This is a genomic window from Dietzia sp. DQ11-44, assembly GCF_014145205.1.
GTDB classification, from domain to species: Bacteria; Actinomycetota; Actinomycetes; order Mycobacteriales; family Mycobacteriaceae; genus Dietzia; species Dietzia natronolimnaea.
In genome coordinates, this window is the sequence record NZ_JAALEC010000123.1 from 1 (window position 1) to 21064 (window position 21064).

Below are 21064 nucleotides of genomic sequence, written 5' to 3' on the forward strand. Positions count from 1 at the left end.
CTCACCGCCGCCACCGGCCTCGCTCCCGACGCCGGCCCGACCTACGCCCGCTACGTGGCCCTGGGCGACTCGTTCGCCGCCCTGGGTCCGACCGACGCCCCCACGAGCGGGCCCGCGCGATGCCTCCGCTCCACGGCGAACTACGCGTCGCTGCTCGCCGAGCGCGAGGACGTGGGTGAGCTCGTCGACGTCACGTGTGGCGGCGCGGAGACCACCCACATGACCGGGCCCCAGCTCGCCGGGGCACCTGCCCAGTTCGACGCCCTGACCCCGAACACGGACCTGGTGACCCTGTCGATCGGCGGCAACGACATCGGGTTCGGCGCGATGGTCGGGTGCTTCCTCCAGACCCCGCGGGCGGAGACCGGGGCACCGTGCCGCGACCGACTCGAGGTGGACGTGACCGACCAGCTCGACGCCCTCGGCGCCCGGCTGGACGGCGTGTACGACGGCATCCGCGACCGCTCCCCCGACGCGCGGATCGTCACCACCGCCTACCTCCCGCTGGTCCCGGACGACGGCGGCTGCGAGTTCGTCTCCGGGATGAGTCCGGGCGACGTCACCTGGACACGGCACGTGACAGAGCGGATCAACATGATCGTCTCGGACGCCGCCGCACGGGCGGGCGCGGACGTGGTCCAGCCCGCGGACGCCGCCGAACGCCACGCCTGCACGCCGGCCACGGAGCGCTACACCGACTTCACCGGCGAGGAGACGGGGTCGCATCCCATGCACCCGACCGCGGCGGGGCACCGGGCGATGGCCGAGGCCGTGGGCGCGGTTCTCTGACGGGGACCGCCGAGACGACGACGGGACGACGACGAGGGCCCCGCCGACCGCGTGACGCGGTGGGCGGGGCCCTCACACCGGATCCGTGACGGATCGGGCCTGACGCGACTCAGGCCTTGTCGGTGTCCTCGCTGGTGGCGTGGGTGGTGTCCTCGGACACCGCGTCGGCGGTCTCCTCGGCGGTGTCCACGTCGGCGTCGTCGGCGGCCTCCACCTGATCGGCGATCGGGCTGTTGGCCTCGGCCTCGGCGGTCACCTCATCGGTGGTCTCGTCGTCGGTGGACTCCGTGGCCGAGGTGTCGGCCGACTTCTTGGAGGCGGCGGCGCGGGTGGCGCGCGTGGCCTCGGCGGACGCCAGCGGCTCGGTGACGAGCGCGATCATCGCCATGGGCGCGTTGTCGCCCTTGCGGTTCTCGAGCTTGACGATCCGGGTGTAGCCACCGTCGCGGTCGGCGACCCGGGGGCCGATCTCGGCGAACAGCTTGTGCAGGACGTCCTTGTTGCGGACGAGCTTGGCGGCCTCACGACGGTCGGCCAGCGTGCCGCGGCGCGCCTTGGTGATGAGCTTCTCCGCGTACGGACGAAGCAGCTTTGCCTTGGTCTCCGTGGTACGGATCGCATCGTGCTCGAACAGCTGGGTGGCCAGGTTCGACAGGATGAGCCGCTGGTGGGCCGGGGATCCGCCGAGGCGGGCGCCCTTCTTGGGCTTGGGCATCAGATTCTCCTAGGAATGGTGTGCTGAGAGCTCGTCAGAGCTGCTCGGTCTCGGCGTAATCCTCGCCGCCCTCGTCGGTCCACGTCCCGGTCTCGGCGTCGTAGCCGGCGACCGAGGCGGGATCGAACCCGGGGGGCGCATCCTTGAGCGACAGGCCGAGCTCGACGAGCTTGACCTTGACCTCGTCGATCGACTTCTGACCGAAGTTGCGGATGTCTAGCAGGTCCGACTCGCTGCGCGCCACGAGCTCGCCCACGGTGTGGACACCCTCGCGCTTGAGGCAGTTGTAGGACCGGACGGACAGGTCCAGGTCGTCGATCGGCATGCCGTAGGCGGCGATGTGATCGGCCTCGGCCGGGCTGGGCCCGATCTCGATGCCCTCGGCCTCGTCGTTGAGCTCACGTGCCAGGCCGAAGAGCTCGACCAGCGTCTTGCCTGCGGACGCCAGGGCGTCACGGGCGGTCATCGAGTTCTTGGTCTCGACGTCCAGGACCAGGCGGTCGAAGTCCGTGCGCTGGTGCACACGGGTGGCCTCGACCTTGTAGGTGACCTTGAGGACGGGCGAGTAGATCGAGTCGACCGGGATGCGGCCGATCTCGTGTCCCGCGTCCTTGTTGAGCCCCGCGGGGACGTAGCCACGACCGCGCTCGACGACCAGCTCGATCTCCAGACGGCCCTTCTCGTTGAGAGTGGCGATGTGCAGGTCCGGGTTGTGCACCTCGACGCCGGACGGCGGGACGATGTCACCGGCGGTGACGGCTCCCGGGCCCTGCTTCTTGAGGTACATGGTGACCGGCTCGTCCTCGACGGACGAGACGACCAGGCCCTTGAGGTTCAGGATGATGTCGGTGACATCCTCCTTGACGCCCGGCACGGTGGTGAACTCGTGCAGGACACCCTCGATGCGGATGCTGGTCACGGCCGCGCCCGGGATGGACGACAGCAGCGTGCGACGCAGGGAGTTGCCGATGGTGTAGCCGAAACCGGGCTCGAGGGGCTCGAGCACGAACCGTGAGCGGTTCTCGGAGACGACCTCCTCGGTGAGGGTGGGCCGCTGGGAGATGAGCATGTGCTACCTCTTTCGATTCTCGGCGTCCGCTATTTGACGCCGTAGTAACCCACCGTCGCCGGGCGGGCCGCGATGTGCGGCCCGCCCGGCGACGGGGGAGGACAGATCACTTCGAGTAGAGCTCGACGATCAACTGCTCCTGCAGCGGCACATCGATCTGCGCGCGCTCGGGAAGCTGGTGCACGAGGATGCGGAGCGTCGTGGGGACGACCTGCAGCCACGCCGGGACGGGACGCTCGCCGAGCATCTCGGTGGCGATCTCGTACCAGTCCATCTTGGTGGACTTGGGACGGACGTCGATGATGTCGTACTGCGACACCCGGTAGCTCGGGATGGTCACCTTCTGGTCGTTGACCCGGAAGTGACCGTGGCTCACGAGCTGGCGTGCCTGGCGACGCGTCTGCGCGAGACCCGCGCGGTACACGACGTTGTCCAGACGCGATTCCAGGATCTGGAGGAGGTTCTCGCCGGTCTTACCGCCCCGGCGGTTGGCCTCCTCGTAGTAGCGACGGAACTGCTTCTCCATCACGCCGTAGGTGAAGCGGGCCTTCTGCTTCTCCTGCAGCTGGGTGCGGTACTCGGACTCCTTGATCCGCGCGCGGCCGTGGTGGCCGGGCGGGAAGGGCCGACGTTCGAATGCGGTGTCCCCACCGACGAGGTCCACGCCCAGACGGCGGGACTTGCGGGTGACGGGGCCGGTGTAACGTGCCATGGTTCTCTACGTTCCTTCCGGCTCAGACTCGACGCCGCTTGGGCGGACGACAGCCGTTGTGGGGCTGGGGGGTGACATCGGAGATCGTGCCGACCTCGAGGCCGGCGGCCTGGAGCGAACGGATGGCGGTCTCACGACCCGAACCCGGGCCCTTGACGAACACGTCGACCTTCTTCATGCCGTGCTCCTGCGCCTTGCGGGCCGCGTTCTCGGCGGCGAGCTGGGCGGCGAAGGGCGTCGACTTGCGCGAGCCCTTGAAACCGACGTGGCCCGAGGACGCCCAGGCCAGAACGGCGCCGGACGGATCCGTGATCGAGACGATCGTGTTGTTGAACGTGCTCTTGATGTGGGCCTGGCCGTGAGCGACGTTCTTCTTCTCCCTGCGACGGCCCGTCTTCTTGGGGCCCGCAGCGCGTGACTTGGGGGGCATTACTTCTTCTTTCCGGCGACGGTCTTCTTCGGGCCCTTGCGGGAGCGGGCGTTGGTCTTGGTCCGCTGACCGCGGACGGGGAGACCCCGGCGGTGGCGGATGCCCTGGTAACTGCCGATCTCGATCTTCCGGCGGATATCGCCCTGGATCTCACGGCGGAGGTCACCCTCGACCTTGTAGTTGCCTTCGATGTCGTCACGAAGGACGGTCAGCTGCTCGTCGGTGAGGTCCTTGGTGCGCAGGTCCGGGCTGACCCCGGTCCGCTCGAGGATCTCGACGGCCCGCGTGCGACCGATGCCGAAAATGTAGGTGAGCGCGATCTCCATACGCTTGTCACGTGGGAGATCAACGCCGGCAAGACGTGCCATGTGGCGTTTCTCTTTCGTCGTGCGGTAGGTCTGCTCCCCGACCGTCCCCGATGCCGCATGGTCATCTCACGATGAGCATCCGTCCGGGGCCCTGGCCTCCGCATCCAGGGGTGTGGTACCCGCCTCGACCAGGTACTTCAGAGGCGGCTGGTTCAGGGAGTTGAGCGCTTTACTTGTAGCGGTAGACGATCCGACCGCGGGTGAGGTCGTACGGTGACAGCTCGACGACCACCCGGTCCTCGGGGAGAATGCGGATGTAGTGCTGCCGCATCTTCCCACTGATGTGCGCGAGGACCTTGTGTCCGTTCTCGAGCTCGACGCGGAACATTGCGTTCGGCAACGGCTCGACAACTCGGCCCTCGACCTCGATGGCTCCGTCCTTCTTTGCCATGCTGGTTACGGTCCTCCACGATTCCCCGGATGTCGTCTACCGGATTCTGGTGCACTGGTGGGCACACCGACGTATAAGCCTACGTCAGTGGTCGTTCTAGTGCCAATCGGCGCTCACCCGTAGCAGGCGCGTCCTGCCGGCACGCCGTCGAAGCGCTGCTGCAGCCAGTTCATCGCGGCCGGCAACTTCTCCACCGCGCCGAGGAGATGCTCGGGCGCCAACCCCGGCTCCCACGTGAGCGGGGTCCCCTCGCGGCAGTAACGCGTGGCGGTCTCCTCCGCGTCCCAGAACGGCACCAGCGGGTCGGTGCGGGAATGCCACATGAACACCGGCACCCGGGGGACGTCCGGTGTCAGGCGCACGCTGTTCTCCGCGAAGGCCCGCATCAGGCCCTCCTCCGCGAGCAGGTCTCCCCCCTCGAGGACCATGGGCACGGACCGGAACGCGCCGTACACCAGCAGCGAGGCCGTGCACCTGCCCTTCATCCGCTCGAACAGCGCCCAGCCCTCGGGGGTGAGCTTCTCCTCGAGACGGATGTCCTCCGGGTACTCCCGCGCCATCCCCACGGCGGCGGCGAAGGCCAACCCGAACGCGGGGTGCGGCCAGTTGCCGATCATCCGCGCCATCGTCGTCATGTCCGTCGGGATGCCGCCCTGGGCGACCCCCACCAGGTTGACGTCCGGTGCGTAGTCGTCGTGCATGAGCGACACCCAGGCACTGGCGATCCCGCCACCCGAGTACCCCAGCGCCCCGAACCGGCTGTGCCGCGCGTCGAACCGGGGGTCGTCGCGGACGGCCCGCATCCCGTCCAGCACGATCCGCGCGGACAGCTGTCCCCCGGGGTAGGCGACCTTGGGACCGAGATGATCGGGGATGAGCACCGTCCAGCCCTGGTCCAGCCGGACCCGCAGGAACGCCATCGCGTTGTCCTGCACCGTCTCGAGGGTCGGGTTGACCAGGGTCTCGGTGGGGGCGCAGCTCTGCCCCAGTGCGTTCAGGTAGTGCTGGTAGCTCAGGACGGGGCCGTTCGGGCGCGCGTGGGGCGGCCGGACCACCGTCGCGGTCGCGAGGATCGGACGATCCCGGGTGTCGGTCGACCGGTACGCGATCTCCGTCACCTCGTACCCGAGGAACGCGGGCATGGTCACGACCCGGGTGTTGATCACCTGTCCGAGACCCGCGGCCGCGAGCACCGCGGGGTCCGCGTGATAGAACGGCGCCGGCTGGGGGTCCTCCATCAGGGACCCCTGTCCGCCCTCCATCAGCGACTGCGCGGCCGCGGACGGGGTCGGTCCCGCCATCTGGGCCAGGATCACCACCATCGTGAGGACAGCCGCCACAGCCGTGCGCGTCGGTGTGATCGTGGTTCGGCGCACGTGGGGGTGAACGAGCATGCCCTGACCTTTCAGGCCGGTGGTCAACAGTGGGAACACTCTAACCTGAGGCCCGGAGGGCCCGGCACCGGTCCCCCGCGACCGCGCTCAGTCCGTGGGCCGAACGGTGAGCACACGGGGGCCGTCGGCGGTGACGGCGACCGTGTGCTCCCAGTGTGACGACGGCGACCCGTCCACCGTGACGACCGTCCAGTCGTCGGCCAGGGTGCGGGTGTCGGTCTCGCCACCCAGGACGAGCATGGGCTCGACGGCCAGGACGGACCCCTCCTGGAGCCGCGGCCCCTTGCCCGGCTTGCCCTCGTTGGCGAGGAACGGCCACTCGTGCATCTCACGACCGATGCCGTGCCCGCCGAACCCGTCGACGATCCCGAGGGTGACGCCGAGACGCTGCTCCGCGCGACGCGTGGCGGTCTCCAGGGCGTGCGAGACGTCCGTCAGGCGGCTACCGGGGGTCATGGCGAGGATGCCCTCCGCGAGCACCTCCCGCGTCGCCTGGTTGAGAAGGGCCACCTGAGGGTCCAACTCGCCCACGCCGAAGGTCCACGCGGAGTCGCCGTGCCACCCGTCCAGCACCGCGCCGCAGTCCACCGAGACCAGGTCGCCCTCCTGCAGGACGGTGGTGGGTCCCGGGATCCCGTGGACGACCACCTCGTTGACGGACGAGCAGATCGACCCGGGGAACCCCTCGTACCCCTTGAAGGACGGGACCGCACCGGCGTCCCGGATCAGCTGGTCGACCAGCGAGTCGAGATCCGCGGTGGTCGCGCCCGGAACCGCCGCCTCGCGTGCGGCGACGAGCGCACGACCGACGATCCGGCCGGCCTCCTCCATCGCGTCCAGCTCGCCGGGAGTGCGCGCTGTCACCACGCTCGTGCGCGACCGACCGAACACGACTGCTCAGCGATCCAGCGCGGCGAGGGCCCGTGCGTTGATCTCGTCGACCTCGCCCACGGCGTCGACGGTCGTGACATCGTCGCCGTAGTACTCGAGGAGGGGTGCCGTCTCGGACCGGTAGACGGCCATGCGGTTGCGGATCACGTCCTCCGTGTCGTCCTCACGACCGCGGGCGAGCATCCGCGCGACCACGGTGTCCTCGTCGACCTTGAACTCGATCACGGCGTCGAGCTCGAGACCCGCCTCGGCGAGCATGCCCTTGAGCGCGTCGGCCTGCTCGACACTGCGGGGGTAGCCGTCGAGCAGGAACCCCTCGGTCGCGTCGGGCTCACCGATACGCGCCTCGACCATCCGGTTGGTGACGTCCGCGGGAACGAGGTTCCCGGCGTCGATGTAGGACTTGGCCTCCTTGCCGAGGTCCGTCCCCTGGGAGATGTTGGCCCGGAAGAGGTCACCCGTGGAGATGTGCGGGATCCCGAGCTTCTCCGACAGCAGGGCCGCCTGGGTTCCCTTACCGGCGCCGGGGGGGCCGAGGAGGACGAGACGCATGGTGAGGACCAGCCTTTCTTTCGGTGTGATGTGCTCGGGGGTGCGGGCGACTACTTGAGGAAGCCCTCGTAGTTGCGCTGCATGAGCTGAGCCTCGATCTGCTTCACGGTGTCGAGACCCACCGACACCATGATGAGCACAGCGGTGCCACCGAACGGCATGTTCTGCATGTCTCCACCCCCGCTACCCATGTCGAGGAAGACGTTGGGCAGCACCGCGATCAACCCGAGGTACAGGGAACCGAACAACAGGATGCGGTTGAGCACGTACCCGAGGTACTCGGCCGTCGGGCGACCCGGGCGGATGCCGGGGATGAAGCCGCCGTACTTCTTCATGTTCTCGGCCTGCTCCATCGGATCGAACTGGATGGCCACGTAGAAGTACGCGAAGAAGATGATCAGGGCGAAGTACAGCAGGATGTAACCCCAGCTCGAGGGGTTCTGCAGGTACTGCATGACGTACCGCTGCCAGAACCCGTCCGCGGCGGGCTCGGGTCCCTGGATCAGCTGGGTGATGAGGATCGGCACGTACATCATGGACGACGCGAAGATCACGGGGATGACGCCGGCCTGGTTGACCTTGAGCGGCAGGTAGGTCGACGTGCCGCCGTACTGACGACGGCCGACCATGCGCTTGGCGTACTGGACCGGGATGCGGCGCTGGCCCTGCTCGACGAACACGACGGCGACCACGATCAGCACCACCGCGAACATGACCGCGGCGAACTTCAGCGTCGAGGAGTTCTGGTAGATGTTGACGCCCTCGGCGGGGATCCGCGAGGCGATGCCGGCGAAGATCAGCAGCGACATGCCGTTGCCGACCCCGCGGTCCGTGATGAGCTCACCGAACCACATGACGAGGGCTGCGCCGGCGGTCATCACGATGACGATGGTGGCCAGGGTGAGGATGTCGCCGTCCATGAGGACGGACTCGCCGTTGCCGAGCAGCTGACCCCGGTCGGCGAGCGCCACGATGCCGGCGGACTGCAGCACCGCGAGCGCGATGGTGAGATAACGCGTGTACTGCGTCATCTTGGCCTGACCGGACTGCCCCTCCTTCTTGAGTTGCTCGAAGTAGGGGATCACCACGGTGAGCAGCTGCACGATGATGCTCGCCGTGATGTACGGCATGATGCCGATCGCGAACACGGACAACTGCAGGAGTGCGCCGCCGGAGAACAGGTTGACCAGGGAGTACAACTGCGCGTTGTCCCCGGTCATCGCGGTGTCGAGGAGTCCCCGGAGCTTGGGGTAGTCGACACCGGGCGACGGGATCTGCGCGCCGATGCGGTAGAGGATGATGATCCCGAGGGTGAAGAAGATCTTCTTCCTCAGATCCGTGTCCTTGATCGCGGACGCGAGTGCGGAGAGCACATGTCCTCCTGGTCATGGACGGCCCGTAGCCGCCGCCTTCGTCGAATGCAGATGCGCCGGGAGGGTCAGACCGACGGCAGTGGTGCCGCACCCCGAACGCACAACAAGAAAAACTGTATCAAGATGAGCGCAGGGGCCGGATCCGAGACTCTCGGACCCGACCCCTGCACCCGTCATCCGGCCCCGTCGGGGGCCGGTCGGGGACTCAGGCCCCGGCCTCCGACACGCTTCCGCCGGCGGCCTCGATCTTGGTCTTGGCCGACGCGGACACCTTGTCGACGGCCACGGTCACGGCCACGGAGATGTCCCCGTCGCCCAGGACCTTGACCGGCTGGTTCTTGCGGACGGCCCCCGCGGCGACGAGCTCGGCGACGCCGACCTGCCCACCGGAGGGGAACAACCGCTGGATGTCGGACACGTTGACGACCTGGAAGACGACCTTGTTGCGGTTCTTGAAGCCCTTGAGCTTCGGAAGACGCATGTGGATCGGCATCTGGCCACCCTCGAACGCCGCGGGGACGTTCTTGCGTGCCTTGGTTCCCTTGGTACCGCGACCGGCGGTCTTGCCCCGCTTGCCGCCCTCACCGCGACCCACGCGGATCTTGTCGGTGTGGGCGCCGGGTGCCGGGCGCAGGTGATGCAACTTGATGGTCATGCTCACTCCGTCTCTTCGACCACGACGAGGTGGTTCACGACGTTGATGAGACCCCGGGTCTGAGCGTTGTCCTCACGGACGACCGTCTTCCGGATGCCCTTGAGTCCCAACGTCCGCAGGGAGTCCTTCTGGTTCTGCTTGGTCCCGACAGTGCCGCGGACCTGGGTGATCTTGAGGTTGGCCATGATCTACGCCCCCTGTCCGGCACGTGCGCGGAGCATGCCCGCGGGTGCGACGTCCTCGATGGGCAGACCACGGCGGGCCGCGACCTCCTCGGGACGATGGAGACCCTTGAGCGCGGTCACCGTGGCGTGGACGACGTTGATGGCGTTGTCCGACCCCAGCGACTTGCACAGGATGTCGTGCACGCCGGCGCACTCGAGCACGGCACGCGCCGCGCCGCCCGCGATCACACCGGTACCCGGCGAGGCCGGACGGAGCATGACGACGCCCGCGGCCGCCTCACCCTGGATCGGGTGCGGGATGGTGGAGCCGATGAGCGGGACGCGGAAGAAGTTCTTCCGGGCCTCCTCCGACCCCTTCTGGATCGCCGCCGGCACCTCCTTGGCCTTGCCGTAGCCGACGCCGACCATGCCGTTGCCGTCCCCCAGGATCACGAGGGCGGTGAAGCTGAATCGCCGACCGCCCTTGACGACCTTGGAGACGCGGTTGATGGTGACGACACGCTCGATGAACTGTGACTTCTCGTCGTCGCGGCCACCGCGACGATCGTTTCCGCCACGGCCACGGCCCCCGCCGCCGCCGCTGCGGCCGCCCTGGGCGTTGTCGTTGGTGGTGGTCTTGTTGTCCGCGGCGGGCCCGGTGCTTCCGCCGTCACGACGCTGACGTCCCGGCATCAGACGGTCCTTCCGTTAAGGGTCAGTGCAGTGGTCTTGGTCATCAGAACTCCAGCCCACCCTCGCGGGCGGCGTCGGCCAGGGACGCGATCCGGCCGTGGTACTTGTTGCCACCACGGTCGAACACGACGGCATCGATGCCGGCGGCCTTGGCGCGCTCGGCCAGGAGCTGGCCGACCTTCGCGCTGCGGTCCTTCTTGTCGCCCTCGAGAGTGCGGACATCGGCCTCGATCGTCGACGCGGCGGCCAGCGTGCGGCCGGCCAGGTCGTCGATGATCTGGGCGTGGATGTGGCGCGAGGACCGGTTGACGACCAACCGCGGGCGCTCGGGGGTACCGGCGACCTTCTTGCGGAGGCGGTAGTGGCGCCGGGTACGGCCGACACGACGTGCTGTCGAGACGTCGGTACCCAGCGGGGAACGCTTCTTTGTGCTGCTCATGGTCACTTACCCGTCTTTCCGACCTTGCGACGGACCTGCTCGCCCTCGTAACGGATGCCCTTGCCCTTGTACGGGTCGTGCTTCCGCAGCCGCTTGATGTTGGCGGCGATCTGGCCCACCTGCTGCTTGTCGATCCCGGAGATCGAGAACTTCGTGGCGCCCTCGACGGCGAACGTGATGCCGTCGGGTGCCGCGATCGGCACGGGGTGCGAGTAGCCGAGGGCGAACTCGAGGTCCGTGCCCTTGGCGACGACGCGGTAACCCACGCCGAAGATCTCCATCTTCTGCACGTAACCCTCGGTGACGCCCACGACCATGTTGTTGACCAGGGAGCGGGAGAGGCCGTGCAGCGACCGGTTGTCCCGGTGGTCGTCGGGACGGTTCACCGTGATGGTGCCCTCCTCGACCGACACCGTGATCGGTGCGGGGAGTTCCTGGGTGAGCTCACCCTTGGGACCCTTGACGGTGATGGTCTGGCCGTCGACCTTGATGTCGACGCCGGACGGAACGGTGATCGGAGCCTTGCCGATTCGTGACATTTCTCGCCCCCTTACCAGACGTAGGCGAGGACTTCCCCGCCCACCTTCTTGTAGTTCGCCTGACGGTCCGTGAGCAGACCCTGGGAGGTCGAGATGATCGCGATACCCAGTCCGCCGAGGACCTTGGGCAGGCCGGTGGACTTGGCGTACACGCGGAGACCCGGCTTGGAGACTCGCTTGATGCCCTGCAGGCTGCGCTGGCGCGACGGGCCGTACTTGAGGTCGATGGTGAGCTTCTTGCCCACCTCGGCGTCCTCGACGGCGTAGTCGGTGATGTAACCCTCTTGCTTGAGGATCGCCGCGATGTTGCCCTTGATCTTGGAATGCGGCATGGAGACGGTGTCGTGGTACGCCGAGTTGGCGTTACGCACACGCGTCAACATGTCCGCGATGGGGTCGGTCATCGACATGGATTTACCATGTTCCTTTCTCGTCACGGTTCCCATGCAGCACGGGTGCGGTCGACCTGTGGGCCGGCCGTGTCCGTCGTGGGCCTATCACGAAGAGTTCGAATGTTCTGTTGTGTGGGGCCCGCCGATCGTCTGACGATCTGCGGGGGACCCGCCGCGCGTGGCGCTCTTCTCGCCACCCGCGACCCGACGGCTGGGCCGTCTGCCCGTCGCCGGGGACCCGCTGATGCGGTGCCCCGGCGCGGACGGCCGGTCCGGCCCTGACCCGTGAGGTCAGTCCTCCTTGAAGGGGAAGCCGAGGTGCTTGAGCAGCGCCCGACCCTCTTCGTCGTTCGTCGCGGTCGTGACGACCGTGATGTCCATGCCGCGGGGGCGGTCGACCTTGTCCACGTCGATCTCGTAGAACATGGTCTGCTCGTTGAGCCCGAAGGTGTAGTTGCCGTGACCGTCGAACTGCTTGCCCGAGAGGCCACGGAAGTCGCGGATTCGCGGGAGGGCGATCGTCGTCAGACGATCGAGGAACTCCCACATGCGGTCACCGCGCAGCGTCACACGCGCGCCGATCGGCATCCCCTCGCGGAGCTTGAACTGCGCGATGGACTTGCGGGCCCGGCGGATCTGCGGCTTCTGGCCGGTGATCAGCGTGAGGTCGGTGATGGCGCCGTTGATCAGCTTGGCGTCACGGGCGGCGTCACCGACACCCATGTTGACGACGACCTTGACGACGCCCGGGATCTGCATGACGTTCGCGTACTCGAACGTCTCGTTCAGGGCCGGCTTGATCTCGGCGCTGTACCGCGCCTTGAGACGCGGCGTGTACCCGGTGGGAAGTGCGGTTTCGGTCATGGTCACAGGTCCTTCCCGGTCTTGCGCGAGACCCGGACGCGCTTACCGTTCTCGTCGGTGCGGATTCCGACGCGCGACGGGGCGCCGTCCGCGTCCACGACCATCACGTTGGACACGTGGATCGGGGCCTCCTGCGTGACGATGCCACCGGAGGAGGCGCCACGCTCGGCAGCCGAGTTGGCGGTGTGCTTCTTGATGCGGTTCACGCCCTCGACGAGGACCTTCTCCTGCGCGGGGAAGGCCTGGATGACCTTGCCCTTGGCGCCCTTGTCCTTGCCGGCGATGACGAGCACCGTGTCGCCCTTGTGGACCCTCATGTCAGAGCACCTCCGGAGCCAGCGAGACGATGCGCATGAACTTCTTGTCGCGCAGTTCGCGACCGACGGGCCCGAAGATACGGGTACCACGCGGGTCGTTGTCGTTCTTGATGATGACGGCGGCGTTCTCGTCGAACTTGATGTACGAGCCGTCCGGGCGACGGCGCTCCTTGGCGGTGCGCACGATGACGGCCTTGACGACCTCACCCTTCTTGACGTTGCCACCGGGGATGGCGTCCTTGACGGTGGCGACGATGATGTCGCCCACGCCTGCGTAGCGACGCTTGGATCCGCCGAGAACGCGGATGCAGAGAATCTCCTTGGCACCCGTGTTGTCGGCGATCTTGAGTCGCGACTCCTGCTGGATCATGGTTCTCCTGACCAGGCTTGTTCAGATGTGTGCCGGATTCCGACCCGACACACGCGGCCACGTCACCCGCACCGGTCTCGCGACGCGGCTACCACGGGCAACTGTTCCAGTGTAGGGGTCCCGGCGCCCGAGCCCCAAATCGCCCGTCAGCTCCCGGCGGATCCGGACGAGCCGGCCGAACCGAGCGAGCCGGCCGATCCTCCCGCGCCGGGTGCCTCCCCCGCTCCCCCGGTCGTCGTCCGGCCGTTGGGCACGGCGGGCTCCAGACCGGTCAGGATGTGGTCCATCCCGGGCAACATCTGGGTCACGAAAACGGGCCAGTTGTGGATACCGGTCGGCATGTAGTTCATCCGGAGTCGCACGTCGGGGACGGAGGCAAGGGCGGATTCCAGATTCCTGGTGCTCTCGTAGGAGCCCTTCTCGAGGATATGCCCGTCGATGAGAACGAGTTCGTTGCTTCCGAAATTGCCGAGCTCCGCGGAGCCGACCCGCCCGGTGGCCGCACTGAGATAGACGGCCATACCCTCCAGGCCTGACGGGTCGGCGACGGTGTCGTGCGCCTGCCAGGCCGCCGATCCACGCGGGCCCCACATGTTGGTGGCGTCGCCGTTCCGCGCGGCGACCGTCAGCCGCGAGTACTGGTAGCCGAGCTCGTCTGTCGTCGAGTAGGCACCCGACACCCCACCGACCCCGCTGAACATCTGGGGATTGGTGTTGGCGAGGTGCAACGCCGACGCCGCCCCCATCGATACGCCGAGTACACCCCAGTCCCCGTTGTGCGCCGGGGGCTCGACGATCCCCGACAGTCCGTTCACCAGCAGTTCCGGAAGCTCCTCGGTAAGGAAAGTCTCCCAGTTGTTCGGCCCGAGAACCGGATCATCGGTAAGCCAGTCCGACCACATCGAGGACGGCGCGCCTGTCGGTGCGATTACGTTGACCTCACGTTCGCGAAGGGCCGGGTCACCCCAGCCCATCCCACCGCTCCACCCCGAGGGCGACTCACTCCCGACGCCGTCCAGGAAGTAGACGTTGGGGGCGTCGACCCCGGCGGGTGCGCGATACACCTCGACGCGGACGGTCCGCTGCATCGTCTTCGACGTCACGGTCCAGACCTCTGCCCGGGCATCGTCCGGGTTCAGCGAACCCGGGAACATGGGCCGCACCTCCCGGACCGTGTTCTCGGTGATCGTCGAATCGCGCGTGGCGATCGGCCTGGACGATGGCGCGGAGCTACCGGGGCGGGCGAAATCACCCGAGCCCGCGGCGGCCACGGACCCGAGAACGGAGGTCAGCGGGATGGGAGCGCCCAACTGCGTAAGGGCGGCGACGCTCAGTGACGGAACCCCGAGCAGACTGCCCGGTGCAACGCTCGGCACCAGGGATCCGGGGTCAAGGCTCTGCGCACCCGCAGCCCCTGCACCGGCCCCGATGACCATGGCCGCCGCGGCCACGCTCGTCGCACGGAGGGCGGCGGAGGTGCGACGACGCACTCCCCCGTGCCCATCCCCGTGCGCGCCGGTACGGCGTCCGTCGAACCCGTCCCGACCAGTTCCGTCCCGATCGATATCCGGCCGTCTCGTCATATCCCGATCCTGTCCTCGTGCGCGATGCGGCCCACGGGAACTGACGCCCCGGGCCGCAGGGTGAACTCCGGCTCGGTAGCCGATGACACAATACTGACTTGTCGTATCAAGACGAGGAAAGTGTTACATCTTCCTCATACGCCGACGGCCCGGCCCCGAGAACTCGGGGCCGGGCCGGCAGTGGAGTGGAGCGACTCCCTTACTTCGCGCGCTCCAGGACCTCGACGACGCGGTAGCGCTTGGTGGCGGACAGCGGGCGGGTCTCCATGATCCGCACGCGGTCGCCGACACCGGCGTCGTTGGTCTCGTCGTGTGCCTTCACACGCTCGGTACGGCGCATGATCTTGCCGTAGAGCGGGTGCTTCACGCGGTCCTCGAGTTCGACGACGATGGTCTTGTCCATCTTGTCGGACACGACGTACCCGATCCGCACCTTGCGGCTGTTGCGCTCGGTGTTCTCGCTGGCCTCAGTCACGGCTGCTTCCTTGTCACTCACTTGGCATCACCCGGCGCCGCCGACAACCCGAGCTCGCGCTCGCGGATGACGGTGTAGATGCGTGCGATGTCGTGACGGACGACGCGCAGGCGACGGTTGTTGGTCAGCTGACCGGTGGCCATCTGGAAGCGCAGGTTGAACAGCTCCTCCTTGGCCTCACGAAGACGCGCGGTGAGCGCATCGGCGTCGAGTTCACGCAACTCGGGGGCGGTGGTTCCACTAGCCATCAGAACTGCTCCTCCCGGGTCACGATACGGGTCTTGCACGGGAGCTTGTGCTGCGCGCGGCGCAGCGCCTCGCGTGCGGTCTCCTCGTTCGGGTACGACATCTCGAAGAGGATGCGACCCGGCTTGACGTTCGCGACCCACCACTCGACGGATCCCTTACCGGAACCCATGCGGACCTCGGCGGGCTTCTTGGTCAAGGGGCGATCGGGGTAGATGTTGATCCACACCTTGCCGCCACGCTTGATGTGGCGGTTGATCGCGATACGCGCGGACTCGATCTGACGGTTGGTGACGTACGCCGGCTCGAGAGCCTGGATGCCGTACTCACCGAACGTCACCTTGGTGCCGCCCTTGGCCCCGCCGCTACGGCCGGGGTGGTGCTGCTTGCGGTGCTTGACGCGCTTGGGGATAAGCACTGTCACGCCTCCCTGGTCTGATTCTGCGGAGCCTGGGCGGGGGCCTCGGCAGCCGGACCGGAACCGGCGCGGCCGGTCTCGGTGCTGGTGGCCGTGGTGCCCTGGGCGCCGGAACGACGCGGCCGGCCTGCGCCACGCTCGCGGCGCGGTCCTCGGTCGGCACCGCCGCGGTTGCTGGACTGGGCGTACTGATCGGACTCGCGACGACCGCCGACCACGTCACCCTTGTAGATCCACACCTTGACGCCGATGCGACCGAAGGTCGTCTTGGCCTCGTAGGTGCCGTAGTCGATCTCGGCACGCAGGGTGTGAAGCGGGACGCGACCCTCGTGGTAGCGCTCCGATCGCGACATCTCGGCACCGCCGAGACGACCCGAGCAGACCACCTTGATGCCCTTGACCTGCGGCTGACGCATCGCGGACTGGATGCCCTTACGCATCGCGCGGCGGAACGCCACGCGGTTGGAGAGCTGCTCCGCGATGCCCTGGGCCACGAGCTGGGCGTCGGCCTCGGTGTTCTTGATCTCGAGGATGTTGAGGTGGACCTGCTTCGCGGTGAGCTTCTCGAGCTCGCCGCGGAGACGGTCGGCCTCGGCGCCACGACGACCGATCACGATGCCCGGCCGGGCGGTGTGGATGTCGACGTTGACGCGGTCGCGGGTACGGGAGATGTCCACGCCCGAGATGCCGGCCCGCTCCATGCCCTTGGACAGGAGCTGACGGATCTTGATGTCCTCGGCGACGTAGTCCGCGTACTGCTTGTCGGCGTACCACTTGGACGTCCAGTCCGAGGTGATGCCGAGACGGAAGCCGTGCGGCTGGATCTTCTGTCCCATTTAGCGGGCACCTCCCTGGTTACGACGACCCCGGCCGGTGGAACCGGCCTTCTCGGGCACGCTGGTCACCTCGACGGTGATGTGGCTCGTGCGCTTACGCACTCGGAACGCACGACCCTGGGCACGCGGACGGAACCGCTTCAGGGTCGGGCCCTCGTCGGCGAACGCAGCCGACACGACCAGGGTCCGGGGATCCAGGTCGAGGTTGTTCTCGGCGTTCGCGATGGCGGACGCGAGGACCTTGCCCACCGGCTCGCTGGCGGCCTGCGGGGCGAACCGCAGGATGTCCAACGCGTCGGAGGCGTCCTTGCCCCGGATCAGGTCGATCACACGACGCGCCTTCATGGGCGTGACGCGGACGAACTTGGCGGTGGCCCGGGCGGAGAGCTGCTGCTCGTCCTGCACCGTGCCTTCGGCGGTCTTGCTGGTATCAGTGCTCATCGGCGCTTACTCTTCCGATCGTCCTTGATGTGCCCCTTGAACGTGCGCGTCGGCGCGAACTCGCCGAGCTTGTGACCCACCATGGAGTCGGACACGAACACGGGCACATGCTTGCGGCCATCATGGACGGCGAACGTGTGGCCGATGAAATCGGGCAGGATCGTCGAGCGACGCGACCAGGTCTTGATGACCTGATGAGTACCCTTGTCGTTCTGCGCGTCCACCTTCGCGAGGAGGTGCTCGTCGACGAACGGACCCTTCTTGAGACTACGAGGCATCCTAGTTTCCCTCCTTAACGCTTCTTACCGGTGCGACGGCGACGGACAATCATCTTGTCGCTCGCCTTGTTGGGCTTGCGGGTCCGGCCCTCGGGCTGGCCCCACGGGCTGACGGGGTGACGTCCACCGGACGTCTTACCCTCGCCACCACCGTGCGGGTGGTCGACGGGGTTCATGACCACACCGCGGACGGTCGGGCGGACGCCCTTCCAGCGCATGCGGCCGGCCTTACCCCAGTTGATGTTCCCCTGCTCGGCGTTGCCGACCTCGCCGATCGTCGCGCGACAGCGGACGTCGACCCGGCGGATCTCGCCGGACGGCATGCGGAGTGAGGCGTACGCGCCCTCCTTGCCGAGCAGCTGGATCCCGGCACCGGCGGCGCGTGCCATCTTGGCACCGCCCCCGGGACGGAGCTCCACGGCGTGCACGACGGTACCTGCGGGGATGTTGCGGAGCGGCAGGTTGTTGCCGACCTTGATATCGGAACCGACACCCGACTCGACCTTCATGCCCTGCTTGAGGTTCCGCGGGGCCAGGATGTACCGCTTCTCGCCGTCCGCGTAGTGCAGGAGGGCGATGTTGGCGGTGCGGTTGGGGTCGTACTCGATGTGGGCGACGGTGGCGTCGACGCCGTCCTTGTCATTACGACGGAAGTCGATGACACGGTACTGGCGCTTGTGGCCACCGCCCTTGTGACGGGTGGTGATCCGACCGTGACCGTTACGGCCACCGGTCTTGTGTAGTGGGCGAAGCAGCGACTTCTCGGGCGTCGAGCGGGTGATCTCGGCGAAGTCCGAGACGCTCGAGCCGCGACGGCCGGGCGTCGTGGGCTTGTACTTGCGGATAGCCATGAGGTTCTCTCGTCCTTAACTCTTCCCGCCGTCAGGCGGTCAGACCCGGGATCTCGATGGGCTTGCTGTCGGCCGCAAGGGTCACGATGGCGCGCTTGGTGCTCTTGCGCTGTCCGAACCCGGTGCGGGTGCGCTTACGCTTGCCCTGACGGTTGGCGGTGTTGACGGACTCCACCGTGACGCCGAAGATCTCCTGGAGGGCGATCTTGATCTGCGTCTTGTTGGCGTCCGGTGCGACCAGGAACGTGTACACGCCCTGCTCGAGCAGGCCATAGGCCTTCTCGGAGACGACGGGGGCGAGGATCACGTCCCGGGGATCGGCGACGGTGCTCACTTGTCGGCCTCCTTCGCGGCGGTGTTATCCGTGCCTGCGGCACGCTTGCTGGCCTGCGAGACGAACGCGTCCAGTGCCTCCACCGTGAACACGACGTCGTCTGCACGCAGCACGTCGTAGGTGTTGAGCTGATCCGGAGCGATGGGATGGACGTGGTCCAGGTTGCCCACCGAGCGCCACGCGGCGACGTCCTCGCGGCCGACGACGAGCAGGAACTTCTTGCGACCGGACAGGCTTCCGAGGAAGTCCCGCACGCCCGCCGTCGACGGGGTCTGACCCTCGACGAGCTCGGTGACCACGTGGATACGATCGCTGGCGGCCCGGTCGGACAGGGCACCGCGGAGGGCGGCGGCCTTCATCTTCTTGGGGGTGCGCTGCGAGTAGTCGCGCGGCTTCGGACCGTGGACCGTGCCACCGCCGGTGTAGGCGGGGGCGCGGGTCGAGCCCTGGCGGGCGCGGCCGGTGCCCTTCTGGCGGAACGGCTTGCGGCCACCGCCACGGACCTCGCCGCGGGTCTTGGTCGAGTGCGTGCCCTGCCGCGCCGCGGCGAGCTGAGCCACGACGACCTGGTGCATCAGCGCCAGGTTGGGCTCGACGCCGAAGATCGCGGCGGGCAGCTCGACCGACCCGTCGGCCGAACCGGCCGGGGTACGGACGTCAAGCTTGAGATTCACGGTGTTCTCCGTCGTGGTCATGCGCGCGCACCGCCCTTCACTGCGGATCGGACCATCACGAGGCCGCCGTTGCGGCCCGGGATGGCGCCCTTGATCAGGAGGACGCCGGCTTCGGCATCGACCTTGTGGACCTTGAGGTTCATGGTGGTCACGCGCTCGTTGCCCATGCGGCCGGCCATCTTCTTGCCCCGGAACACGCGGCCCGGGGTGGATGCGCCACCGATGGAACCGGGCCGGCGGTGCACGGCCTGGGTGCCGTGTGAGGCGCCCTGTCCGTGGAAGCCGTGACGCTTCATGGTGCCGGCGAAGCCCTTGCCCTTGGAGGTTCCGGTGACGTCGACGAAAGCGCCGTCGGAGAACACATCCGCGCCGAGCTCCTGGCCCAGCTCGAAGGCTGCGGCCTGCTCCGCGTTGTCCAGCCGGATCTCCGCCAGGTGGCGACGCGGGGTCACACCCGCCTTGGAGAACTGGCCCGTGACGGGCTTGGTGACCTTACGGGGGTCGATCGCGCCGAACGCGATCTGGACGGCGTTGTAGCCGTCGGTCTGCTCTGTACGGATCCCGGTGACTACACACGGCCCGGCCTTGATGACGGTAACCGGGACGACCCGGTTGTTCTCGTCGAAGACCTGGGTCATGCCGAGCTTCGCGCCCAGGATTCCCTTGATCTCGGTAGTACTCATCTGTTCACTGTCTCCGCTGCACGTTGCTTGCTGACCGCTGCTCGGTCGGAGGTCACTGGATGTTGACGTCGACGCTGGCAGGCAGGTCGATGCGCATGAGCGCGTCCACGGTCTTGGGCGTGGGGTCGAGGATGTCGATCAACCGCTTGTGGGTGCGCATCTCGAAGTGCTCGCGCGAGTCCTTGTACTTGTGCGGCGAGCGGATGACGCAGTACACGTTCTTCTCGGTCGGCAACGGCACCGGGCCGACGACACGAGCTCCCGTACGGGTGACCGTCTCGACGATCTTGCGCGCCGAGGCGTCGATGGCCTCGTGGTCATAGGCCTTCAGCCTGATGCGGATCTTTTGTCCCGCCACTTCGTCCTCATTCTCCCCCCGCCCCTGAAGGCGGCTGTCGTGAGCGCCCTCGCTGCGCGGGGGACACTTCTGTGTTCGCTTGTCATACGTGACACCGTCTGACCGTCTACCACCCGGTCACATGCATCGGTGCTTCGTCGTGGAGGACCGCCGTCGCGCGCTCACGAACGTGACACGACCACGAGCCCTCCAGAGGACGGAGTGCCGCACTCCCGCGGGGCGAGGGTGACGGCGGAACCGATCCGCTGCCGCTGTTGATGTGTCACGACGCGTCCACGCGGTCGGGCGTGTCGCCCTCCCACTTTTCCGGCGGGTGATCGCTCACCCGCCCCGGTCGTGCTCGCCCGACCAACCCGGCGATCGCGGGGCCCGGGGGCCACACGAGTTCGCCGCCTTGTCCGGGCAACTCGACCAGTATGCCGCACGCACCCCACGGGATCAAAATCGCCGGGGCCGACGGGTCGGGGATGCCGCGCCCGCGTGCCGCGACTTCGGTAGCGTCGAGCCATAAGCGCCCATGCGCCTCGTCACCCAGGAGAGCCCCACGTGAACAGCCGACGCGAACCACGCGACCCCGCCGCCTACAAGCGGGATCGTCGCCAAGCCGTCCTGCGCCACCACCCGGACAAGGGCGGTGACCCGGACGAGATGCTCCGCGCGCTCGAGGAGGTCGACCGCAGACACGGGGTCGGCGGGCCCCGCCGCCCGGAACACGCCGCGACCGCCGAGCAGGTCGCCGCGGTGGCCGTGACCGCTCTGGCCGGGATGGC

General features: G+C 67.8%; 33 protein-coding genes. 2 read left to right on the forward strand and 31 right to left on the reverse strand.

Annotated features, from left to right (window positions below; all coding sequences use genetic code 11):
* Positions 1 to 789: SGNH/GDSL hydrolase family protein (locus G6018_RS03635; RefSeq protein WP_182638779.1), on the forward strand; the 789-nt coding region annotated here is incomplete at its 5' end.
* Positions 790 to 898: 109 nt separating this feature from the next.
* Here G6018_RS03635 and rplQ read toward each other — a convergent pair.
* From rplQ to rpsJ, 31 genes are all read right to left on the reverse strand, one after another.
* Positions 899 to 1504, reverse strand: a complete 606-nt coding sequence (gene rplQ, locus G6018_RS03640; RefSeq protein ID WP_179525908.1) for a 50S ribosomal protein L17 — start codon at positions 1502 to 1504, stop codon at positions 899 to 901.
* Between the two features lie 34 nt (positions 1505 to 1538).
* Positions 1539 to 2573, reverse strand: coding sequence for a DNA-directed RNA polymerase subunit alpha (locus tag G6018_RS03645; RefSeq protein WP_067716627.1), 1035 nt, complete (start codon positions 2571 to 2573; stop codon positions 1539 to 1541).
* Between the two features lie 106 nt (positions 2574 to 2679).
* Positions 2680 to 3285 carry a 30S ribosomal protein S4 gene (gene rpsD / locus G6018_RS03650; protein ID WP_179525909.1) on the reverse strand — a complete coding sequence of 202 codons (606 nt, stop codon included), beginning with the start codon at positions 3283 to 3285 and terminating at the stop codon, positions 2680 to 2682.
* 22 nt (positions 3286 to 3307) lie between these two features.
* Entirely contained in the window at positions 3308 to 3715 is a 408-nt protein-coding gene (rpsK, locus tag G6018_RS03655; RefSeq protein ID WP_017838216.1) for a 30S ribosomal protein S11, read from the reverse strand.
* Entirely contained in the window at positions 3715 to 4083 is a 369-nt protein-coding gene (gene rpsM, locus G6018_RS03660; RefSeq protein WP_179525910.1) for a 30S ribosomal protein S13, read from the reverse strand. Before rpsM ends, rpsK begins: the two co-directional genes overlap by 1 nt.
* 169 nt (positions 4084 to 4252) lie before the next feature.
* Entirely contained in the window at positions 4253 to 4474 is a 222-nt protein-coding gene (gene infA, locus G6018_RS03665) for a translation initiation factor IF-1 (protein WP_010541191.1), read from the reverse strand.
* Between the two features lie 113 nt (positions 4475 to 4587).
* Positions 4588 to 5868: a lipase family protein gene (locus G6018_RS03670; protein ID WP_187700450.1), complete on the reverse strand. Its 1281-nt coding sequence runs from the start codon at positions 5866 to 5868 to the stop codon at positions 4588 to 4590.
* Positions 5869 to 5955: 87 nt separating this feature from the next.
* Positions 5956 to 6759: a type I methionyl aminopeptidase gene (map, locus tag G6018_RS03675; RefSeq protein ID WP_182609293.1), complete on the reverse strand. Its 804-nt coding sequence runs from the start codon at positions 6757 to 6759 to the stop codon at positions 5956 to 5958.
* A 6-nt stretch (positions 6760 to 6765) separates the two neighbouring features.
* Positions 6766 to 7311 carry an adenylate kinase gene (locus G6018_RS03680; RefSeq protein ID WP_179525912.1) on the reverse strand — a complete coding sequence of 182 codons (546 nt, stop codon included), beginning with the start codon at positions 7309 to 7311 and terminating at the stop codon, positions 6766 to 6768.
* Positions 7312 to 7361: 50 nt separating this feature from the next.
* Complete coding sequence (gene secY / locus G6018_RS03685) at positions 7362 to 8684, reverse strand: preprotein translocase subunit SecY (protein WP_179525913.1); 1323 nt, start codon at positions 8682 to 8684, stop codon at positions 7362 to 7364.
* 205 nt (positions 8685 to 8889) lie between these two features.
* Positions 8890 to 9339 (reverse strand): 50S ribosomal protein L15, encoded by a 450-nt coding sequence (gene rplO, locus G6018_RS03690; protein ID WP_179525914.1) that lies wholly within the window; start codon positions 9337 to 9339, stop codon positions 8890 to 8892.
* A gap of 2 nt (positions 9340 to 9341) precedes the next feature.
* Positions 9342 to 9524 carry a 50S ribosomal protein L30 gene (gene rpmD / locus G6018_RS03695; protein WP_017838209.1) on the reverse strand — a complete coding sequence of 61 codons (183 nt, stop codon included), beginning with the start codon at positions 9522 to 9524 and terminating at the stop codon, positions 9342 to 9344.
* 3 nt (positions 9525 to 9527) lie between these two features.
* A complete protein-coding gene (gene rpsE / locus G6018_RS03700) occupies positions 9528 to 10196 on the reverse strand; it encodes a 30S ribosomal protein S5 (RefSeq protein WP_182616011.1) in 669 nt (222 codons plus the stop codon).
* A 43-nt stretch (positions 10197 to 10239) separates the two neighbouring features.
* The gene (gene rplR / locus G6018_RS03705) at positions 10240 to 10635 is read right to left on the reverse strand and encodes a 50S ribosomal protein L18 (RefSeq protein ID WP_241730653.1); all 396 of its coding nucleotides are present in this window, start codon (positions 10633 to 10635) and stop codon (positions 10240 to 10242) included.
* Positions 10636 to 10637: 2 nt separating this feature from the next.
* A complete protein-coding gene (gene rplF, locus G6018_RS03710) occupies positions 10638 to 11174 on the reverse strand; it encodes a 50S ribosomal protein L6 (RefSeq protein ID WP_182638781.1) in 537 nt (178 codons plus the stop codon).
* 11 nt (positions 11175 to 11185) lie between these two features.
* The gene (gene rpsH / locus G6018_RS03715; RefSeq protein ID WP_179525917.1) at positions 11186 to 11584 is read right to left on the reverse strand and encodes a 30S ribosomal protein S8; all 399 of its coding nucleotides are present in this window, start codon (positions 11582 to 11584) and stop codon (positions 11186 to 11188) included.
* Between the two features lie 273 nt (positions 11585 to 11857).
* Positions 11858 to 12430 carry a 50S ribosomal protein L5 gene (gene rplE / locus G6018_RS03720; protein ID WP_179525918.1) on the reverse strand — a complete coding sequence of 191 codons (573 nt, stop codon included), beginning with the start codon at positions 12428 to 12430 and terminating at the stop codon, positions 11858 to 11860.
* Positions 12431 to 12432: 2 nt separating this feature from the next.
* Positions 12433 to 12747 carry a 50S ribosomal protein L24 gene (rplX, locus tag G6018_RS03725; protein WP_182609297.1) on the reverse strand — a complete coding sequence of 105 codons (315 nt, stop codon included), beginning with the start codon at positions 12745 to 12747 and terminating at the stop codon, positions 12433 to 12435.
* A gap of 1 nt (position 12748) precedes the next feature.
* Positions 12749 to 13117 carry a 50S ribosomal protein L14 gene (gene rplN, locus G6018_RS03730; protein ID WP_095717592.1) on the reverse strand — a complete coding sequence of 123 codons (369 nt, stop codon included), beginning with the start codon at positions 13115 to 13117 and terminating at the stop codon, positions 12749 to 12751.
* A 146-nt stretch (positions 13118 to 13263) separates the two neighbouring features.
* Positions 13264 to 14220 carry an alpha/beta hydrolase-fold protein gene (locus G6018_RS03735; RefSeq protein WP_347237784.1) on the reverse strand — a complete coding sequence of 319 codons (957 nt, stop codon included), beginning with the start codon at positions 14218 to 14220 and terminating at the stop codon, positions 13264 to 13266.
* Between the two features lie 679 nt (positions 14221 to 14899).
* Positions 14900 to 15175, reverse strand: coding sequence for a 30S ribosomal protein S17 (gene rpsQ, locus G6018_RS03740; protein WP_179525920.1), 276 nt, complete (start codon positions 15173 to 15175; stop codon positions 14900 to 14902).
* 17 nt (positions 15176 to 15192) lie between these two features.
* The gene (rpmC, locus tag G6018_RS03745; RefSeq protein ID WP_017838199.1) at positions 15193 to 15423 is read right to left on the reverse strand and encodes a 50S ribosomal protein L29; all 231 of its coding nucleotides are present in this window, start codon (positions 15421 to 15423) and stop codon (positions 15193 to 15195) included.
* Positions 15423 to 15839 (reverse strand): 50S ribosomal protein L16, encoded by a 417-nt coding sequence (rplP, locus tag G6018_RS03750; RefSeq protein ID WP_017838198.1) that lies wholly within the window; start codon positions 15837 to 15839, stop codon positions 15423 to 15425. The genes rpmC and rplP overlap by 1 nt, the downstream gene beginning before the upstream one ends.
* A gap of 2 nt (positions 15840 to 15841) precedes the next feature.
* Entirely contained in the window at positions 15842 to 16675 is an 834-nt protein-coding gene (gene rpsC, locus G6018_RS03755) for a 30S ribosomal protein S3 (protein WP_179525921.1), read from the reverse strand.
* The gene (rplV, locus tag G6018_RS03760; RefSeq protein ID WP_179525922.1) at positions 16676 to 17116 is read right to left on the reverse strand and encodes a 50S ribosomal protein L22; all 441 of its coding nucleotides are present in this window, start codon (positions 17114 to 17116) and stop codon (positions 16676 to 16678) included. It abuts the gene before it with no gap.
* The gene (gene rpsS, locus G6018_RS03765; protein ID WP_017838195.1) at positions 17113 to 17394 is read right to left on the reverse strand and encodes a 30S ribosomal protein S19; all 282 of its coding nucleotides are present in this window, start codon (positions 17392 to 17394) and stop codon (positions 17113 to 17115) included. Before rpsS ends, rplV begins: the two co-directional genes overlap by 4 nt.
* A 14-nt stretch (positions 17395 to 17408) precedes the next feature.
* Positions 17409 to 18245, reverse strand: coding sequence for a 50S ribosomal protein L2 (gene rplB, locus G6018_RS03770; RefSeq protein ID WP_107757059.1), 837 nt, complete (start codon positions 18243 to 18245; stop codon positions 17409 to 17411).
* Between the two features lie 31 nt (positions 18246 to 18276).
* Complete coding sequence (gene rplW, locus G6018_RS03775) at positions 18277 to 18579, reverse strand: 50S ribosomal protein L23 (RefSeq protein WP_179525923.1); 303 nt, start codon at positions 18577 to 18579, stop codon at positions 18277 to 18279.
* A complete protein-coding gene (gene rplD / locus G6018_RS03780; RefSeq protein ID WP_182609299.1) occupies positions 18576 to 19274 on the reverse strand; it encodes a 50S ribosomal protein L4 in 699 nt (232 codons plus the stop codon). Before rplD ends, rplW begins: the two co-directional genes overlap by 4 nt.
* Complete coding sequence (gene rplC / locus G6018_RS03785) at positions 19271 to 19936, reverse strand: 50S ribosomal protein L3 (protein ID WP_179525925.1); 666 nt, start codon at positions 19934 to 19936, stop codon at positions 19271 to 19273. The genes rplD and rplC overlap by 4 nt, the downstream gene beginning before the upstream one ends.
* A gap of 52 nt (positions 19937 to 19988) precedes the next feature.
* The gene (gene rpsJ / locus G6018_RS03790; RefSeq protein WP_003938093.1) at positions 19989 to 20294 is read right to left on the reverse strand and encodes a 30S ribosomal protein S10; all 306 of its coding nucleotides are present in this window, start codon (positions 20292 to 20294) and stop codon (positions 19989 to 19991) included.
* A gap of 546 nt (positions 20295 to 20840) precedes the next feature.
* On the opposite strand from rpsJ, the gene G6018_RS03795 reads away from it, so the two are divergent.
* The coding region (locus G6018_RS03795; RefSeq protein ID WP_182638785.1) for a hypothetical protein at positions 20841 to 21064 on the forward strand (224 nt) is incomplete at its 3' end.

Coding starts and splice junctions, on each gene's coding strand:
- infA (WP_010541191.1), bottom strand. CDS start 4,474: ATGGCAAAGAAGGACGGAGCCATCGAGGTCGAGGGCCGAGTTGTCGAG.
- rplR (WP_241730653.1), bottom strand. CDS start 10,635: ATGAGCAGCACAAAGAAGCGTTCCCCGCTGGGTACCGACGTCTCGACA.
- rpsE (WP_182616011.1), bottom strand. CDS start 10,196: ATGCCGGGACGTCAGCGTCGTGACGGCGGAAGCACCGGGCCCGCCGCG.
- rplD (WP_182609299.1), bottom strand. CDS start 19,274: ATGACCACGACGGAGAACACCGTGAATCTCAAGCTTGACGTCCGTACC.
- G6018_RS03645 (WP_067716627.1), bottom strand. CDS start 2,573: ATGCTCATCTCCCAGCGGCCCACCCTCACCGAGGAGGTCGTCTCCGAG.
- G6018_RS03680 (WP_179525912.1), bottom strand. CDS start 7,311: ATGCGTCTCGTCCTCCTCGGCCCCCCCGGCGCCGGTAAGGGAACCCAG.
- rplF (WP_182638781.1), bottom strand. CDS start 11,174: ATGTCACGAATCGGCAAGGCTCCGATCACCGTTCCGTCCGGCGTCGAC.
- rplE (WP_179525918.1), bottom strand. CDS start 12,430: ATGACCGAAACCGCACTTCCCACCGGGTACACGCCGCGTCTCAAGGCG.
- rpsM (WP_179525910.1), bottom strand. CDS start 4,083: ATGGCACGTCTTGCCGGCGTTGATCTCCCACGTGACAAGCGTATGGAG.
- rpmD (WP_017838209.1), bottom strand. CDS start 9,524: ATGGCCAACCTCAAGATCACCCAGGTCCGCGGCACTGTCGGGACCAAG.
- rplN (WP_095717592.1), bottom strand. CDS start 13,117: ATGATCCAGCAGGAGTCGCGACTCAAGATCGCCGACAACACGGGTGCC.
- rplV (WP_179525922.1), bottom strand. CDS start 17,116: ATGAGCACTGATACCAGCAAGACCGCCGAAGGCACGGTGCAGGACGAG.
- rpsD (WP_179525909.1), bottom strand. CDS start 3,285: ATGGCACGTTACACCGGCCCCGTCACCCGCAAGTCCCGCCGTCTGGGC.
- rplB (WP_107757059.1), bottom strand. CDS start 18,245: ATGGCTATCCGCAAGTACAAGCCCACGACGCCCGGCCGTCGCGGCTCG.
- rpsH (WP_179525917.1), bottom strand. CDS start 11,584: ATGTCGATGACCGACCCCATCGCGGACATGTTGACGCGTGTGCGTAAC.
- rpsC (WP_179525921.1), bottom strand. CDS start 16,675: ATGGGACAGAAGATCCAGCCGCACGGCTTCCGTCTCGGCATCACCTCG.
- rpsK (WP_017838216.1), bottom strand. CDS start 3,715: ATGCCCCCCAAGTCACGCGCTGCGGGCCCCAAGAAGACGGGCCGTCGC.
- rplO (WP_179525914.1), bottom strand. CDS start 9,339: ATGACCATCAAGTTGCATCACCTGCGCCCGGCACCCGGCGCCCACACC.
- rpsS (WP_017838195.1), bottom strand. CDS start 17,394: ATGCCTCGTAGTCTCAAGAAGGGTCCGTTCGTCGACGAGCACCTCCTC.
- rplC (WP_179525925.1), bottom strand. CDS start 19,936: ATGAGTACTACCGAGATCAAGGGAATCCTGGGCGCGAAGCTCGGCATG.
- rplQ (WP_179525908.1), bottom strand. CDS start 1,504: ATGCCCAAGCCCAAGAAGGGCGCCCGCCTCGGCGGATCCCCGGCCCAC.
- G6018_RS03670 (WP_187700450.1), bottom strand. CDS start 5,868: ATGCTCGTTCACCCCCACGTGCGCCGAACCACGATCACACCGACGCGC.
- rpmC (WP_017838199.1), bottom strand. CDS start 15,423: ATGGCTAGTGGAACCACCGCCCCCGAGTTGCGTGAACTCGACGCCGAT.
- rplX (WP_182609297.1), bottom strand. CDS start 12,747: ATGAGGGTCCACAAGGGCGACACGGTGCTCGTCATCGCCGGCAAGGAC.